The sequence below is a fragment of the Roseobacter litoralis Och 149 genome (assembly GCF_000154785.2).
In the GTDB taxonomy this organism is placed as follows: domain Bacteria; phylum Pseudomonadota; class Alphaproteobacteria; order Rhodobacterales; family Rhodobacteraceae; genus Roseobacter; species Roseobacter litoralis.
In genome coordinates, this window is the sequence record NC_015730.1 from 1,336,302 (window position 1) to 1,352,022 (window position 15,721).

Annotated in this window: 13 protein-coding genes; 1 reads left to right on the plus strand and 12 read right to left on the minus strand. The window is 58.2% G+C overall.

Going from position 1 to position 15,721, the window contains the following annotated elements; genetic code table 11:
- Positions 1-221 precede the first annotated feature (221 nt).
- From urtE to RLO149_RS06335, 12 genes are all read right to left on the minus strand, one after another.
- Positions 222-929: an urea ABC transporter ATP-binding subunit UrtE gene (urtE, locus tag RLO149_RS06275; RefSeq protein WP_013961239.1), complete on the minus strand. Its 708-nt coding sequence runs from the start codon at positions 927-929 to the stop codon at positions 222-224.
- On the minus strand, positions 919-1,659 hold the full coding sequence (gene urtD / locus RLO149_RS06280; RefSeq protein ID WP_013961240.1) for an urea ABC transporter ATP-binding protein UrtD: 741 nt from the start codon (positions 1,657-1,659) through the stop codon (positions 919-921). Before urtD ends, urtE begins: the two co-directional genes overlap by 11 nt.
- A complete protein-coding gene (gene urtC / locus RLO149_RS06285) occupies positions 1,656-2,912 on the minus strand; it encodes an urea ABC transporter permease subunit UrtC (protein WP_013961241.1) in 1,257 nt (418 codons plus the stop codon). Before urtC ends, urtD begins: the two co-directional genes overlap by 4 nt.
- Positions 2,913-2,915: 3 nt before the next feature.
- A complete protein-coding gene (gene urtB / locus RLO149_RS06290) occupies positions 2,916-4,877 on the minus strand; it encodes an urea ABC transporter permease subunit UrtB (RefSeq protein ID WP_013961242.1) in 1,962 nt (653 codons plus the stop codon).
- A 73-nt stretch (positions 4,878-4,950) separates the two neighbouring features.
- Positions 4,951-6,225 (minus strand): urea ABC transporter substrate-binding protein, encoded by a 1,275-nt coding sequence (gene urtA, locus RLO149_RS06295; RefSeq protein WP_013961243.1) that lies wholly within the window; start codon positions 6,223-6,225, stop codon positions 4,951-4,953.
- A gap of 826 nt (positions 6,226-7,051) precedes the next feature.
- On the minus strand, positions 7,052-8,197 hold the full coding sequence (locus tag RLO149_RS06305) for an iron-containing alcohol dehydrogenase (protein ID WP_013961245.1): 1,146 nt from the start codon (positions 8,195-8,197) through the stop codon (positions 7,052-7,054).
- A gap of 4 nt (positions 8,198-8,201) precedes the next feature.
- On the minus strand, positions 8,202-9,572 hold the full coding sequence (locus RLO149_RS06310) for an aldehyde dehydrogenase family protein (protein WP_013961246.1): 1,371 nt from the start codon (positions 9,570-9,572) through the stop codon (positions 8,202-8,204).
- 3 nt (positions 9,573-9,575) lie between these two features.
- Positions 9,576-10,940 carry a glutamine synthetase family protein gene (locus tag RLO149_RS06315; RefSeq protein WP_013961247.1) on the minus strand — a complete coding sequence of 455 codons (1,365 nt, stop codon included), beginning with the start codon at positions 10,938-10,940 and terminating at the stop codon, positions 9,576-9,578.
- A 61-nt stretch (positions 10,941-11,001) separates the two neighbouring features.
- Positions 11,002-12,033, minus strand: a complete 1,032-nt coding sequence (locus tag RLO149_RS06320; RefSeq protein WP_013961248.1) for a TRAP transporter substrate-binding protein — start codon at positions 12,031-12,033, stop codon at positions 11,002-11,004.
- Positions 12,034-12,080: 47 nt separating this feature from the next.
- Positions 12,081-13,406 (minus strand): TRAP transporter large permease, encoded by a 1,326-nt coding sequence (locus tag RLO149_RS06325; RefSeq protein ID WP_013961249.1) that lies wholly within the window; start codon positions 13,404-13,406, stop codon positions 12,081-12,083.
- Complete coding sequence (locus RLO149_RS06330) at positions 13,406-13,975, minus strand: TRAP transporter small permease subunit (protein ID WP_013961250.1); 570 nt, start codon at positions 13,973-13,975, stop codon at positions 13,406-13,408. The genes RLO149_RS06325 and RLO149_RS06330 overlap by 1 nt, the downstream gene beginning before the upstream one ends.
- Positions 13,963-14,727 (minus strand): N-formylglutamate amidohydrolase, encoded by a 765-nt coding sequence (locus RLO149_RS06335; protein ID WP_013961251.1) that lies wholly within the window; start codon positions 14,725-14,727, stop codon positions 13,963-13,965. Before RLO149_RS06335 ends, RLO149_RS06330 begins: the two co-directional genes overlap by 13 nt.
- 115 nt (positions 14,728-14,842) lie before the next feature.
- On the opposite strand from RLO149_RS06335, the gene RLO149_RS06340 reads away from it, so the two are divergent.
- Positions 14,843-15,715, plus strand: coding sequence for a MurR/RpiR family transcriptional regulator (locus RLO149_RS06340; RefSeq protein WP_013961252.1), 873 nt, complete (start codon positions 14,843-14,845; stop codon positions 15,713-15,715).
- Positions 15,716-15,721: the final 6 nt, after the last annotated feature.

Genomic DNA, 15,721 nt, shown 5'->3' on the forward strand with positions numbered 1-15,721 from the left:
GATGCGCACTGTGTTTTTTCGAAAGCCCGACACAAAGGGTTTTGACGTACGGCCGTCGAAAGTTCTAATCTGACCAGTCATTATCAGGAAGGTCTTTGCAGATCGTAAATATCTGCTCAGAACATTTTGCGTAGCCCAAGGCTGCACTGAAACGTGGCACGTCAATCGTCGTTTAACGGTGGGGATTGACCAAAAATTGGGTGGGGATCTCGCAGAGACGTCTAGACAGAGACGGCTGCGTGTAAAAGGTCACGGTCAATCTGACCTGCGGTTTCGCTCAGCTTGACCTGCCCGCGTTCGAGCACGATGAACTTGTCCCCAAGCTCAAAGGCAAAGTCAAAAAACTGCTCCACAAGGATGATTGCCATGTCGCCTCTGGTGCGCAGCAGTTTGATGACTTCGCCAATTTGTTTGATGATATTGGGCTGAATGCCTTCGGTCGGCTCATCCAGCAGCAACAGCTTGGGTTGCGTTATCAAGGCACGGGCGATGGCCAATTGCTGTTGTTGCCCGCCGGACAGGTCTCCGCCACGCCGGGACAGAAAATCCTTAAGGATCGGGAAAAGGTCGAAAACCTCGTCCGGGATTTTATGATGCTGCTTGGGCAGGCAGGCAAAACCTGTTTCAAGATTTTCCCGCACGGTGAGGAAGGGAAAGATCTCGCGTCCCTGCGGCACATAGGCGACACCCATCTGAGCAAGCATCTGGGCGTTGGTTTTGCCGATGTCCTGCCCCTCAAGCGTATATGTGCCGGTACTGCGTGGATGGGTGCCGGAAATTGCCTTGAGGAGGCTGGTTTTGCCGACACCATTGGTGCCCATCACGCAGGTAACCTCGCCCTTCGCGGCTGACACGGAGATACCGTTGAGGATCTGGCTGCCGCCGTAATGCAGCGTCAGGTCTTTGATTTCCAGCAGATCAGCGGCCAAGATACACCTCAATTACTTTTTCATCCGACGTCACATGATCCAGCGACCCTTCGGCCAGAACGGACCCTTCGTGGAGCACCGTGACCTTGCAATTCAACCGGCGCACAAACTCCATGTCATGCTCGACAACAACGACGGCGCGGGTTTTCGCAGCCTGCACCAGAAGTTCCGTGGTGTGCTCCCGCTCGGCAGGGGTCATGCCGGCGGCGGGCTCATCCACCAGCAGCAGGCGCGGGTCCTGTGCGAGCAACATGCCAATCTCAAGCCATTGTTTCTGGCCGTGCGACAGCTCCCCCGATTTTCGGTGAAGTGCTGCGGACAACCCGATCTGATCAGCGAGATCCGCAACTTTTTCATGGTCTTGCGACGTTGGTTTGAACCGCAAAACAGCGAAAGGGCTGCGGGGTTTTTTCAACGCCATCATCAGATTGTCCGCGACGGACTGATCCTCAAAAACGGTTGGGCGCTGAAATTTGCGCCCGATCCCCGCCTGCGCGATCTTGCTTTCCGACATGGCCAGCAATGAGACGGATTTCTCGCCCCAGAGCACGTGGCCACTGTCGGGTTTCGTTTTGCCGGTAATGATGTCCATGAAAGTGGTCTTGCCCGCGCCATTCGGCCCGATGACCGCGCGCATTTCGGCCTCCGCGATCTTGAACGTCAGATTGTTGATCGCCCTGAACCCGTCAAATGAGACGGAGACGCCGGAAACCTCAAGCAATGTACTCATTTGTCCGCTTCCCTTTCCTGCAGGGCACCCGCATCCGGGCCAAGGTCTGCCCCATGCCGTTTGGGGCTGCGCCGGTCTGAGATCAGATCGATCAGGCCACCGATCCCACGCGGTGCAAACAGCGTGACCGCCACAAAGGAAAGTCCGAGCAGGATCGTCCACCAATTCACCCATTGGATGGTATAGAACCCGAGATTGATGTCGGGCGCTTGTCCGCCGGTGAACCAGGTCGAGAGCAGTGACACGAAAGCGGCGCCAATCACAGCACCATAGAGCCTGCCACGCCCGCCGATTGCCACCCAGACGGCCAGATATATCGAAGCGATCGGGGCAATTTCCGCCGGGTTGATGATGCCCGCCTGCGGGTAGTAGAGCGCGCCCGCGATCGCGGCCAGAATAGCGGTGAAGGTAAAGATAAAGAGTTTGTAGGCCTCTACCGAATAGCCCAGAAACCGAACGCGCGCCTCATCATCGCGGATGGCCCGAATGACGGATCCGAACTTACCCGATACGACCGCCGCGCAAAGCAGATAGCCAAGTCCAAGCGCGAGGGCCGAGGCCCAGAAAAACCACATAGAAACAGTCGATTGCGGCACATTGCTGAGCCCGGGCAGGTTTTGCAGACCAGACAGGCCGTTATTGCCGCGCAACCCGCTGTCGTTCTGAAAGAGATAGAGCGCGAGGGCCAATGTCATCGCCTGAGTCAGGATGGACAGGTAGACGCCCGTGACGCGGCTGCGGAATGCCAGCCAGCCAAATATCAGAGCGATCAGACCCGGCACTACAACCACTGCGGCCAGTTGCAGCGGCAAGGAATGCGCCACGGCCCAGATGGGCGGAAATTCGGATGCGCCCACTACACCGAAAATCTGGGTCGCGATCCCGTCTGAAACTTCTTGCGGGGTGGGTGGCAGGGGCGCGTTCGCGAGGCTTTCGCGCACGATAATTTCGGTGCGCGCATACATCAGCCACATCCCGATGGCGTAGCCACCGATGCCGAAAAATGCCATATGACCAAGTGAGAGGATACCGCAATAGCCCCAGACGAGGTCCATCGCCAGCGCCACAAGGCACAGGCACAGTGTCTTGCCGAGGGTTTTGACAAAACTGGTGCTGATCACCCCGACGCCAAAGCCTTCGGCCAATATGGTCACGCCGAGGGTGAAGAGCGCCAGAAGCCCGAGGAAAATCAGGACCGAAGGATGGCGCGCTACAAAGGGTTTGCGCGGGGGGGCGAGGGCGATGTCTGCCATGATTCAGGCCTCCGCCGCCCGGCCTTTGAGCGCGATGATGCCGCGGGGCCGGAACTGAATAAAGAGGATGATAAACAGGATCATATAGGTCTGCGCTGCAAGGGTGTTCGAGGGGTTCAGCCACTCAATGCCCTTTTGCAGCGTGCCCACCATCGTGGCCCCGAGCAGCGTGCCCCAGATGTTGCCAACGCCACCCACAACAACGGTCATGAAGCTTTGCACGATATATTCGCTGCCCATCTCAGAGGTGACCTTGGAATAAAGCCCGATGGCCACGCCCGCGATGCCCGCGATGCCTGAGCCAAAGCCAAAGGTCAGCATGTTGATCTTGTCCGGGTTAATGCCCATGGAGGCCGCCATGCGCGGGTTTTGTGTGACCGCGCGCACCTCAAGCCCCAATCGAGTGCGTTTCATCACAAAGAGAAACAGAGCCAGAAATAGCAAAGCGAGGAAAAAGATAGCGATGCGGATATAGCTGATCGACACGATATCGTTGATCACCCATGACCCATCCAGCCAGCCGGGGGCGGTCAGGGGGCGTGCTTGGGTGCCAAAGATGTTCTTGGCCAGTTGTTGCAGCGCAATCGAGACCCCGAAAGTCGCCAGCAACGTCTCCAGCGGGCGATGGTAGAGCCAGCGGATCACCAAACGCTCCATCGCGACACCAGCACCAAAGGTCACCATGAAGGCGAGCGGAATGGCCAGCAGGATCGACAGCGTGTAGTCGGGGATGAACAGCTGCACCACATAGCCTGTATAGGCCCCCATCATGATGAATTCCCCATGCGCCATGTTGATCACGCCCATCACACCAAAGGTGATGGCCAGACCTATGGCGGCCAGAAAGTAGATCGACGCGAGTGACAGAGCATCCAGCGCCAGATCAGCGGTCTGGTTGACGGCGACGCGCGTCTCAATCTGCTCAAGTGCGATCTGCGCGGCCTGCGCCACCGGCAATGGCGCGCCGGTGAACACCTCGAAGAACGTGAATGTCTCCAGCGCCGCATCGATATCGGCCTGTGTCACAAGCGGTTGCGCCACCCCGCTTGCAGCGAGCATTGCATAGGCCGATGCGCGCGCGTCATCCGTGTCGAGGGACGCGACCCGCACCCCGGCGACGCGGCCATCGTCAATATTCGCGATCAAGGCGTCGCGGATGTTTGCATGTGACACGCGCGGTGGTGCGAGGTCTTGAGCGATCAGGATGTCATAAGCGCTGTCACGGGGCAGGGCATCGGGACCAATTTCGAGCAGCATCGCGCCGTCGGGCAGTGTCTCTGCGACCTCGATGCGGGTGGCGACCAACGGGTTCAGGGCGGCGCGCAGATCCACACCCAGATCGCCGGAAAAGCTTTGGATCGCTGCGATCCGTGTTGCATCGTCTGTTTCGAACCGGATGGTCAGGAGGCGTTCCAGACGTTCTTTGCGCTGTTTGAGGGCCGGGTCGGTTTCCGTACCCGCAGCGCCGCGCAAGGCGGCCAGATGAGACGGGTCCGCATCGCGTTCGATCGCGCTTACGGCAACAGCACGTTCCGCAGGATCAGGGCTGTTCAGTTGAAATTGCACAAGTGCTGCGCCAATCATCCCACGGATGCCGGAATTTGGCTTGAGTTGCTTATAATTGCCCTCGTTGCCGTCCGCCAAAGCCGCACCGCCCGCCACGTCAAACCGCAACAGCACATCGCCGTCACCCGGTTGTGCAAAGACAAAGATGCCCGTCGTTTCGTTGTACCACATTTCCTTGTTTTGCCAGCGTTCCAGTATGCTCTTGGCATCCGCCATACCGCTGTTTGCGAGCGCATCAATTGCCGGGCCGATGGTGCGACGCGACGACTTCTGGATGATCTCAGCGTGGGTCTGCAGCAATTGCTGGATCGGTGCTTCGGTGTCCTGCGCCTGAACAGGACCCATGAGTGAAGCGAACAGAAGGATGCTCGCACAGCACCGCAGAACAACAGAAATCATGGGGGGAAATCCTTCGGATTTGGAAGGTGACGCGCGCCTTGTGGCACGCGTCTGTTTCAACGTTCAGGACAGATCAGTAATTGGATTTAATCTGTACACAGGAACTGGTTTCGGTGTTGTACATACCGCAGCCAAGCTCCTGCCAGTCGGACTTCAACACGGCGGATTCAGGCAGGAAATCCGTCCAGGCATCGCCGGGGACTTCTTCGGTCTGCGAGATGATATCAAACTGACCATCCGCCTGAATTTCGCCAATCAGAACTGGTTTTGCGAGGTGATGGTTGGGCAACATCACGGCTGTCCCACCGGTCAGGTTCGGAAATTCCTGCCCGTACATCGCCGCGCGTACCGCATCAACATCCGTAGAGCTGGCCGCTGTCACTGCGTTCACCCACATATTGAAGCCGATGTAATGCGCTTCCATCGGATCGTTTGTCACGCGCTCATCACCCATGCGGGCTTTCCAGGCGGTGACCCATGCATCATTGGCATCGGATTCTGCCGATTGGAAGTAATTCCACGCCGCCAGATGACCCACAAGGTTTGAGGTGTCGAGACCCGCAAGCTCTTCTTCACCAACGGAAAAGGCAACCACGGGGATGTCATCCGCTGAGATGCCAGCCGCTGCCAACTCCTTGTAAAAGCCCACGTTTGCATCGCCATTGATGGTCGAAATTACGCCGACCTTTTTGCCGTCTGCGCCCAGTGCCACAACATCTGCCACGATCTTGGACCAATCAGAGTGGCCAAAGGGCGTGTAGTTCACAAAGATGTCTTCAGCAGCGATGCCCTTGTCTTTCAGATAGGCTTCGAGGATGTTGTTTGTCGTGCGCGGATAAACGTAGTCGGTTCCCAGCAGCGCAAACTTTTCGACGCCCAGTTCCTCAAGAAAGTAGTCGGTTGCCGGGATCGCCTGTTGGTTTGGCGCGGCACCCGTGTAAAAGACATTCTTTGAGCTTTCTTCGCCCTCATATTGCACGGGGTAGAACATCAGGCCGTTCAGTTCTTCAAGAACAGGCAGGGCGGATTTGCGCGACACCGATGTCCATGATCCGAAAATCACATCGACGTTCTGCACCGTCAACAACTCGCGCGCCTTCTCGGCAAACAGCGGCCAATCGGACGCGGGATCCACAACGACCGCTTCAATCTCGCACCCCAGCAGACCGCCTTTGTCGTTTTGTTGCTCCACCAGCATTTCCATCGTGTCTTTGAGGGTCGTCTCGGAAATCGCCATGGTTCCGGACAGGGAGTGCAGCACACCAACCTTGATGGGGCAATCGGCCAGAGCGGGCAGCGTTCCTGCCATCACAAGGGCGGTTGTCGCGCCAAGCATTTTTCGTGACATCGTAAATTCCTCTCTTACGATGCGCGGCAGGCTTGTGAAGTCTGTTGACCTTCCCCATATCCTACACACGCAATTTATTGCGGCGTGCGGCGGCAGTATTGGTTCCTAGGCCATTGCCGTCGCACGGTTTTGAATGACTTGTTCAGTCAGTCCAGAAGCTATGTCGATAACGGGGGTGGGATGGAGTCGTCGCGTGTGATAATGCAAAGACACTGTGGCCGACTGCCTGTTTTTTGACCGCTGCGTCAAAAAGTGCCTAAAAATAAGGCGAGCGGTAAACCGCGCGGCGTTAGCTGTCCAAAAGCAGTTCCAGACAGGTTTTTCTGTATGCGGCGGCGAGGTGTCTGGCTCTGGTGACGTGTTCAGGATGCTGAGAAAAGGTGGCCCGTCTCAGCAATGAGGCATGGGCCATTTTTACATCGACCCGGTGGGCCAGGGCATCACGCGCCCGTGCCCTCGGCAGGGTTGCATCGAGCAGCGATAAAAACACGAGGCGTTGGTCATCATAAAGGTCAGCGTCAGGGTCACCGACCAGCCAAGCGTGTTCTCGCTCAGCAGAAAACCGCCCGGCGCATTCCGCAAATACCCGAAACAGCGCGTCATCGGCAGCACTCGGCCGCGCGAGAGGTAGCGCGACCAAGGCGATCAGTAAACAAGTTCTTAAACTGCCCATATTTTAAGCATCACTGTTTGGTTTGCGTCCGTCAAGCATAACGCAAACCCAATAATACAGTCTTACCACATCGTTTGTGCGCAAAGCAGACAGCGCAGCGCGGCTATTGGATCGCGCGCCGCAGCTGCCTGAAAACCTGGATAGAGTTGCGGCTTAAAGGATGCTTTCAAGCAAAGTGGTCGTGTTGGCCTTTGTCATCTCAACCGGATTGCCGCCTGTGCTAGGGTCATTGAGCGCGCCATCAACGATCCGTTCGACATCGGGGGACGTCACGCCAAGCTCAGCGAGAGATTTGGGGATGCCGAGTGCCGCATTCAACTCATTCACGAAATCACAGAAACCAACGAAACCACCCTCGATACCCAGATAGGCCGCAGCACCGGCAAGTGGGGTGGCAATCGCTGATTTGTTGAACTGCAACACCGCTGGCATGCATACGGCATTGGTGGTTCCGTGGTGCGTATGATGGATGGCGCCAATCGGGTGGGACAAGGCATGAATGGCTCCAAGCCCCTTTTGAAACGCGGTGGCCCCCATGGCTGCGGCTGACATCATCTGCGCGCGCGCCTCCAGATCGCTGCCGTCGGCATAGGCGCGTGGCAGGTAGTCTTTGACCAGCCGCATGCCCTCAAGCGCGATGCCCTGTGACATGGGGTGGTAATGCGGTGAGCAGAATGCCTCCACACAATGGGCGAAGGCATCAAGCCCCGTGCCTGCCGTGATGAATTTCGGCATGCCAACCGTCAGCTCAGGGTCGCAGATCACAACGCTGGGCAGGAATTTCGGATGGAATATGATCTTTTTCTCTTCGGTTTCAGAATTGGTGATGACGGAGGCACGGCCCACCTCTGAACCGGTCCCCGCTGTGGTGGGCACGGCGATGATCGGCGCGATGGCATCGGCATCCGCGCGCGTCCAGTAATCGCCGATGTCCTCAAAATCCCACAGCGGTCGGGTTTGGCCTGCCAGAAAAGCGACCAGCTTGCCCAGATCAAGGCCGGAGCCACCGCCGAAAGCAATCACACCGTCATAGCCGCCCTCTTTGAAAGCCTGAACACCAGCGGCGGCGTTCTTTTCGTTGGGGTTCGGGTCCACATCGGCAAAGATCGCGCGGCCAAGGCCCGCCGCCTCCATCAGGTCGAGCGTGCGGGTGGTGATGTCCATCTCTGCAAGGCCACGGTCCGTGATGAGTAGGGGTTTTTTGATCCCGGCAGCCGCACAGGCCTCCCCGATCTCTGAAATACGGCCTGCACCGAAGCGGATGGCGGTTGGATAGGACCAGTTTGCTGAAAGGGTCATGGGCTCAGGCTTTCTTGAGGTGGTAGGATTTGGGGCGCGTCAGATTGTGATAGCCGATCACCGACAGGCCACCGCCGCGCCCGGTGTCTTTGCAGCCGGTCCAGCACAGGCCGGGGTCGAGGTAATCGGCCCGGTTCAAGAATGCCGTGCCGGTTTCGATCTGGTCGGCGATTTCCTCGGCGCGGGTTGCATCGCGGGTCCAGATGGACGCGGTGAGGCCGAAATTGCTGTCATTCATCAGGCGGATGGCCTCAGTATCGTCCTTGACGGGCATGATGCCTACGACGGGGCCAAAGCTTTCGTCGCGCATCACGCGCATGTCGTGCCTCACATTGGTGAGGATTTGCGGCATGAGATATGCGCCCGCGTCCTGCGGGAACAGCGCGGGGTCGATATGCGCCTTGGCACCGGCAGCGATCGCCTCGCGGGTCTGGGCGCGGACCTCCTCGGCAAAACGTGCATGCGCCATGGGGCCAAGCGTCGTTTCGGGGTCCAGCGGGTTGCCCAGCGTGTAGCCGCTGACGATGGCCACCGCCTTTTCGACAAAGGCGTCAAAATGCTGCTCGGCGACGTAAATCCGTTCGATCCCGCAGCAGCATTGCCCGGAGTTGAACATTGCCCCGTCGATCAGCGTATCCACCGCCGCGTCGATATCGGCATCATCACAGACGTACCCCGGATCCTTGCCGCCCAGTTCCAGTCCGACTCCGGTAAAGGTGCCCGCCGCCGCGCGTTCAATCGCCTGCCCACCGCCGACCGAGCCTGTGAAGTTCACAAAGCCAAAGGATTTTGCGGCGATCAGGTCAGATGTCGTCTGATGATCGAGAAACACGTTTTGAAACACATCCCCGGGGATGCCTGCCGCGTGAAAGGCCTGCGCGAGGCGTTCGCCCACCAGTGGGGTCTGGCTCGCGTGTTTGAGCATCACCGCATTGCCCGCGATCAGGGCAGGGGCCACGGTATTAATTGCGGTCATATAGGGATAATTCCACGGGGCCACGACCAGAACAACGCCGTGGGGGACGCGTTTGATGACCCGGCGAAAGGCGGCGCTGTCTTCGATCACGATATCGGCCAGCGCGTCCTTTGCGATTTCGGCCATGTAACTCGCGCGTTCGTTGAAACCGCCGAATTCACCGCCGTAGCGGATGGGGCGGCCCATTTGATGCGCCAGTTCGGGCACGATCTCATCGTTCATGGCGCCCACATTGGCCACCGCCTTTTGGACAAGCGCGATGCGCTCGCTGAGCGGGCGCGTGGCCCAGTCGCGTTGTGCCTCTCGTGCGCAGGCCACGGCGGCTTGTGCGTCCTCCGTGCTCAGGGTCGGTCGCTGGGCATAGACGCTGCCATCAATGGGGGAGATACAGGTGATCATGCTTCAGGCCCTTTCAAAACCGCGTGCGACTTCCCAGTCGGTCACGATGCGGTCAAATTCTTCTTGTTCCCACGCCGCGCAGCGGGTGTAGTGGTCGACCACATCGTCGCCCATGGCCGCGCGCAGCATGGCGGAGTCGCGCAGAGTTTGCGTGGCCGCGCGCAGGGTTTGCGGGATATCGGCGGCTTTGGCGTCTTCATAGACGTCGCCAGTGGTGGGGGCGGGCAGGGGCATCCTGTCTTCAATCCCCTTGATCCCTGCAGCCAGCATCGCCGCTTGCGCAAGGTAAGGGTTCAGATCCGAGCCACCGATGCGACATTCCACCCGCACGCCTTTGGTGCCCTCGCCGCACAGGCGGAACCCGGCGGTCCGGTTGTCCACGGACCAGACGGTTTTCGTGGGCGCAAACGTCCCTTTGGCAAAGCGTTTGTAGCTGTTGATGTAGGGGGCCAAAAAGAACGTGTAATCGGGTGCATAGGCAATCAGCCCCGCCATATAGTTTTTCATCAGCCCCGACATGCCCAGCGGGTCGGCGTCGTCAACAAAGACCGGCGTGTCATCCTGCCAAAGCGATTGATGCACATGGCTGGAACTGCCCACGCGGTCATGGTGCCACTTGGGCAGGAAGGTCGCGGCATGACCCTGCGCCCATGCGATTTCCTTGATGGCGTTTTTGGCGATGGTGTGGTGATCGGCACACAGCAGCGCCTCTGAATAGCGGATGTTCAGCTCTTCCTGTCCTGCCTCGGCCTCGCCCTTGGAGTTCTCGATCGGCAGGCCAGCTGCATATAGATGGTTGCGGATGGGCCGCATGACCCCTTCTTCCTTGGTGGTCTGGAAGATGTGGTAATCCTCGTTATAGCCGCTGATTGGCGCCATATCGCGAAAACCGCTCTTTCGAATATCGTCAAAGGATTTCTCAAACAGGAAAAATTCAAGCTCGGTGGCCATCATCGCGTCAAATCCGAGCGCTTTCAGCCGGGCGATCTGCTTTTTCAGCATCGCGCGCGGCGAATGGGGCACCTCGGCGTGGGTGTGGTGATCAAGGATATCACAGAGCACCATCGCGGTGCCCTCCAGCCATGGCACGGGCCGGATCGTGTCCAGATCGGGCTGCATGACATAATCGCCATAGCCGCCCTGCCAGCTGCTGGCGGCATAGCCTTCGGGCGTTGCCATCTCAAGGTCCGTGGCCAGCAGGTAGTTGCAGCAATGGGTTTCCTTAAAGGACGTCTCCACGAAGTTGACCGCGTGAAAGCGCTTGCCCATCAGGCGGCCCTGCATGTCGGGAAAACAGGCCAGCACCGTGTCGATGCTGCCGTCGGTAACGCGCGATTTCAGATCATCAAAGCTGAGGGTGCCGGGCATGGGTGTGTTCTTTCGTCATCAGGGGGAGGTGGGGGCGACCGCAAAGCCGCCCCGCACGAAATCAGGTATAGCGGTACGGACGACCCGCTTTCAACATGTCGGAATTATACTGTTTGAAGATATCCACGACGCGGCGTTTGACGTCGGATTCCGCGGCGATCTCTTCCCAGAACTCCAATGCTGCGTTTTCGACGGTGGCCCATTCTTCGTCCGGGATGGTGGTCAGTTCCAGCTTGCTGCCGTTGACGCGCAGGTTCGCCTCGCCGCCCCAGTACCACCACTGGCGGTAATAATGCGACTGGTCACAGCACACCCGGAACAGCGTTTGCAGGTCTTCGGGCAACTCGTTCCAGCGGTCCATATTTGCAAAGAACGACCCGGCCCAGGCACCGGAGATGTTGTTGGTCAGGAAGTAGTTGGTCACATCCGCCCAGCCGACGGTGTAATCCTCGGTGATGCCGGACCATGCGATGCCATCCAGCTCGCCCGTTTGCATGGCGACCTCGATGTCTTCCCACGGCAGGTTCACAGGGACCACGCCGAACTGCGACATGAAGCGGCCCGCCGTAGGGAAGGTAAAGACGCGCTTGCCCTTGAGGTCTTCGAGGCTGCGAATGGGGTCTTTGGTCGCGAAATGACACGGGTCCCATGCGCCAGCTGAAATATGTTTCACACCGACGGCGGAATATTCCTCGTCCCAGATCTCGTTCAGTCCATACTGGTTGAACAGCACCGGCACGTCGAGGCTATAGCGCGACCCGAACGGGAAATAGCCGCCAAACACCGTAACCTCGGTGGGCGACGCCATGCTGTCGTCATCCGATTGCACAGCGTCGATGGTGCCGCGTTGCAAAGCCTGGAACAACTCGCCCGTGGGCACGATCTGATCCGCGTAGAAAAGCTCAATCTGCATGCGGTCGCCCGCAATCTTGTTGAACATCTCAATTGCGGGGTCAATCACATGCTCTGCCAGTGCCGCACCGGCATAGGTCTGCATGCGCCATGTTATGGTGCTTTGTGCCAGCGCGGGTGTCGCCAGCGCCGCCGGGGCGGCCACGGCGGCCCCTTGGATAAACTTACGTCTCGTTGTCATCTTCACTCTCCTTATTGGGTTATGTCAGGTTATCCTGATCTTGCTTTTCATTTTCCGTAAACGGTTTCGGGCAACCAAAGGGCAAGGCCCGGAAACACCATCACCAGGGCAAGGGCCACCACCATGACCATCACAAAGGGCGTGATGGAGGCATAGATGTCGCGGAGCGTAATCTCAGGCGGTGCCATGGCACGCATTAAAAATAGGTTATAGCCAAAGGGCGGCGTCATGTAAGCGATCTGTGTGGTGATCGTATAGAGGATACCATACCAGATCAGATCAAACCCCAATTCGCCCACCAGCGGCACATAAAGCGGGGCGACAATCACCAGCATGGCCGTATCATCCAGAAACGTGCCCATCAGGATAAAGCTCAGCTGCATCAGAATGAGGATCGTCCAGGGGCTGAGGCTGAGTTGCTCTGTGAAGAGACTCTCGATGGCTTTGACAGCGCCGAGGCCGTCAAACACCGCGCCAAAGGCAAGGGCCGCGAGGATGATCCACATGAACATACAGGTGATGCCAAGGGTATTGCGCACCGAGTTCTCGAACACTTCCCGGGTCATGCGGCCCTTGGACACAGCGGCGAAAAAGGCGGCCAGCGCGCCGATGGCCGAGCTTTCGACCAGCGAGGTCCAGCCGTTTACAAAAGGCACCATCATGACGGCAAAGATCGTGAGCGGCAGCAGGCCTGCGCGCAAGAGCGCCATCTTTTCCGCGCGGGGCATGTCGCGATCCTCGGCGCTGAGGGCAGGGCCCAAGGCGGGGTTCAACCGACAGCGCAGTGCAATGTAGATCACAAACATCGCTGCCATCATCAGCCCCGGAATGACCCCCGCCAGCCATAACTGCCCCACAGGTTGACGCGCGATCATGGCATAAAGGACCAGCACAACGGACGGGGGCACCAGGATCCCTAAGGAGGACCCCGCCTGTATCACGCCCGTCACCATCCGCTTGTCATACCCCCGTTTCAGCAACTCAGGCAGGGCGATCGTCGCCCCGATGGCCATGCCTGCAACGCTCAAACCGTTCATGGCGGAAATCAGAACCATCAACCCGATGGTCCCGATGGCAAGCCCGCCCCGCACGCCGCCCATCCAGACGTGGAACATCCGGTAGAGATCATCGGCGATCTTGCTCTCTGACAGCACATAGCCCATGAAAATGAACATCGGCAGGGTCAGCAGCGGATACCACTTCATCAGCTTCATCGCGGCAGCAAAACCAAGATCATACCCGCCCCGGTCCCCCCAAAGGAGCAAGGCGGCAATCACCGCAACAAACCCAATCGCGCCAAAGACCCGCTGACCCGTCAGCAGCATCAGCATCATGGTCGAAAACATCAGCGTGGCGATCAATTCATAAGGCATTAGATGGTCTGACCTTTCAGACGCAGCACGTCCTTGAACAGCTCAGAGACGCATTGCAGCAGCATCAGGAAAAACCCCACGATCATCACCGCCTTGATCGGCCACATATAGGGTCGCCAGGCCGACGATGATCGTTCCATCCGGCCGACTTCCTCGGTGCCGATCACGACGCCAAACAGATAGGAAAACGGCGCGTCTTTCCAATAGCCCAGTGAATAGGCCGTGGAACTGACCGCGCCATAAAGCAACACGCTGAGGTAAAAGATCAGGAAACACACGGTTATCAGGTCAAACCACGCTTTGCGCCGGATCGACCATTCACTATAAAGCAGGTCCATCCGCACATTCGCCCCCAGTTGGATCGAATAGGGCCCGCCTAGGACATAATAGCCGACCATCACGAACTGCGCCATTTCCAGCGTCCAGAGCGTGGGCAGAAAGAACGTCTTGCTGACCGAAGACCACAGCAGGATCGCCATCAACACGAATATCCCGTACATCGCCACGCGCCCAAGGCGATAGTTGACCGCATCAACGCCGCGAATATATCCCCGCATCAGACCCTGCATGAGATGTCCTTGCTTTGCGTGACTGCGTCCGCGACCCAACGTGACATCTGTATCGCCAAAGAGGTCTGCGCGTCCGCTGTTTCGATCAGATCGTTGCGAATTTCGATCATCACATTGCGGCGGCCCTGCGGCAGCGCGTGTTCTTTCAAGGTATGTGTGACTCCATCGGCAGGCCCGTAAGGATCATTGCGCCGGGTCACAAACGTGCCGGTTTCGACCTCCAACATCGCGTCGGCAAGCCGTGTATCCTGATCATACAGGATGCCGACCTCAACCTCTCTTTGGATGCCTTGGTAGATCGGGGTGAAACTGTGGATCGTCACCACAACGGGATCAGGCTTTGTGGACAAAACCTGCTTCAGCCGGTCATGAAAGGGGGTGTAGTATCTGGCCACCCGGGTTTCGCGGTCATTTCGTGTCAGTTTTTTGTTGCCGGGGATGTCGAAAACTTCGCTACGCTCCGGCATGGCGCTGGGCGCATCGGGCGGGCGGTTGCAGTCATAGACCAGCCGCGACACCTTTGACGCCACCAATGGTGCGTCTAATTGCCGGGCCATTTCACAGGCCACGGCCTTGGCACCGGGGTCCCAGGCCGCATGGCTGTGCCGCGCCTCGGCGGACAGGCCAAGATCATTGAGCGCAGTCGGAATGAACGCACTGGCATGTTCGCAAACCAACACAATATCCGAAGCGCCCGAGGCATTCAGCACCTCGACCACCGCGTCATTGTTCATCTGTTGCGTCTGATTCATCTACACCCCTGTTCGATAAAGTGCTTGCCACAGCGAAGATATGTCAACAAAATTGTGAAAAAAATATCACAGTCGTGCCGCTGCTGGTAATTTTGTGAACAATTTGGAGGGGCGTATGGCAGAAGCCGCGCAGACCATATCGGATCGTATCCAGCAAAAGCTGGAAGACCTCACGCGTGCCGAGCGGCAGTTGGCCCTCTCGATTCTCGAAAATTACCCGGCCTCTGGTCTTGGTCCTTTGACCGCGCTGGCCAAGGATGCCAATGTGTCGGTGCCGACGGTGGCGCGGATGGTGCAAAAGCTGGGGTACAAAGGCTACCCCGACTTTCAGGCCGAACTGCGCGAGGAATTGCGCGCCAAGGTCAAAAGCCCCATCGCCAAGCATGAAACATGGGCGGAGGCTGCGCCCTCGGGTCATATCCTCAACCGTTTTACCGATGCGGTGATCGACAACATCCGTCATACGCTGGGCCACATTGATCCGGCAGGCTTTGATGAGGCCTGTGCGCTGGTCGCCGATCCCGCGCGGCATCTCTATATCGTGGGGGGGCGGATCACGCATACAATGGCGGAATATCTTTTTCTGCACATGCAGGTGATCCGCCCGAACCTGACGCATGTGCAGTCCACATCAAACAGCTGGCCGCACTATTTGTTGAATGCGGGCAAGGGGGATGTCTTTGTGATCTTTGACGTGCGGCGCTATGAAAACAACACGCTGAAACTGGCGGAACTGGCCCATGCGCGCGGCGCGCGGATCGTGCTCTTTACCGATCAGTGGCGATCGCCGGTGCATCCGCTGGCCGATATCACGCTCAGCAGTCGTATCGTTGTGCCCTCGGCGTGGGATTCAGCCGCCACCACATTACTGTTGGTCGAAACGATGATTGCCGCCGTGCAGGGGCTGCATTGGGACGAGACCAAAGAGCGCATGCAAGAGCTGGAAGACATCTTTGACAGCACCAAGCTGTTCCGAAAATTTACCTGACGCTGC

What these genes read in the sequence shown, in the direction of transcription:
- urtC (WP_013961241.1), bottom strand. Translation starts at nt 2,912, where the DNA reads ATGGCAGACATCGCCCTCGCCCCCCCGCGCAAACCCTTTGTAGCGCGC.
- urtD (WP_013961240.1), bottom strand. Translation starts at nt 1,659, where the DNA reads ATGAGTACATTGCTTGAGGTTTCCGGCGTCTCCGTCTCATTTGACGGG.
- RLO149_RS06305 (WP_013961245.1), bottom strand. Translation starts at nt 8,197, where the DNA reads ATGACCCTTTCAGCAAACTGGTCCTATCCAACCGCCATCCGCTTCGGT.
- RLO149_RS06315 (WP_013961247.1), bottom strand. Translation starts at nt 10,940, where the DNA reads ATGCCCGGCACCCTCAGCTTTGATGATCTGAAATCGCGCGTTACCGAC.
- RLO149_RS06310 (WP_013961246.1), bottom strand. Translation starts at nt 9,572, where the DNA reads ATGATCACCTGTATCTCCCCCATTGATGGCAGCGTCTATGCCCAGCGA.
- urtB (WP_013961242.1), bottom strand. Translation starts at nt 4,877, where the DNA reads ATGATTTCTGTTGTTCTGCGGTGCTGTGCGAGCATCCTTCTGTTCGCT.
- urtA (WP_013961243.1), bottom strand. Translation starts at nt 6,225, where the DNA reads ATGTCACGAAAAATGCTTGGCGCGACAACCGCCCTTGTGATGGCAGGA.
- RLO149_RS06320 (WP_013961248.1), bottom strand. Translation starts at nt 12,033, where the DNA reads ATGACAACGAGACGTAAGTTTATCCAAGGGGCCGCCGTGGCCGCCCCG.
- RLO149_RS06340 (WP_013961252.1), top strand. Translation starts at nt 14,843, where the DNA reads ATGGCAGAAGCCGCGCAGACCATATCGGATCGTATCCAGCAAAAGCTG.
- RLO149_RS06330 (WP_013961250.1), bottom strand. Translation starts at nt 13,975, where the DNA reads ATGCAGGGTCTGATGCGGGGATATATTCGCGGCGTTGATGCGGTCAAC.
- RLO149_RS06325 (WP_013961249.1), bottom strand. Translation starts at nt 13,406, where the DNA reads ATGCCTTATGAATTGATCGCCACGCTGATGTTTTCGACCATGATGCTG.
- RLO149_RS06335 (WP_013961251.1), bottom strand. Translation starts at nt 14,727, where the DNA reads ATGAATCAGACGCAACAGATGAACAATGACGCGGTGGTCGAGGTGCTG.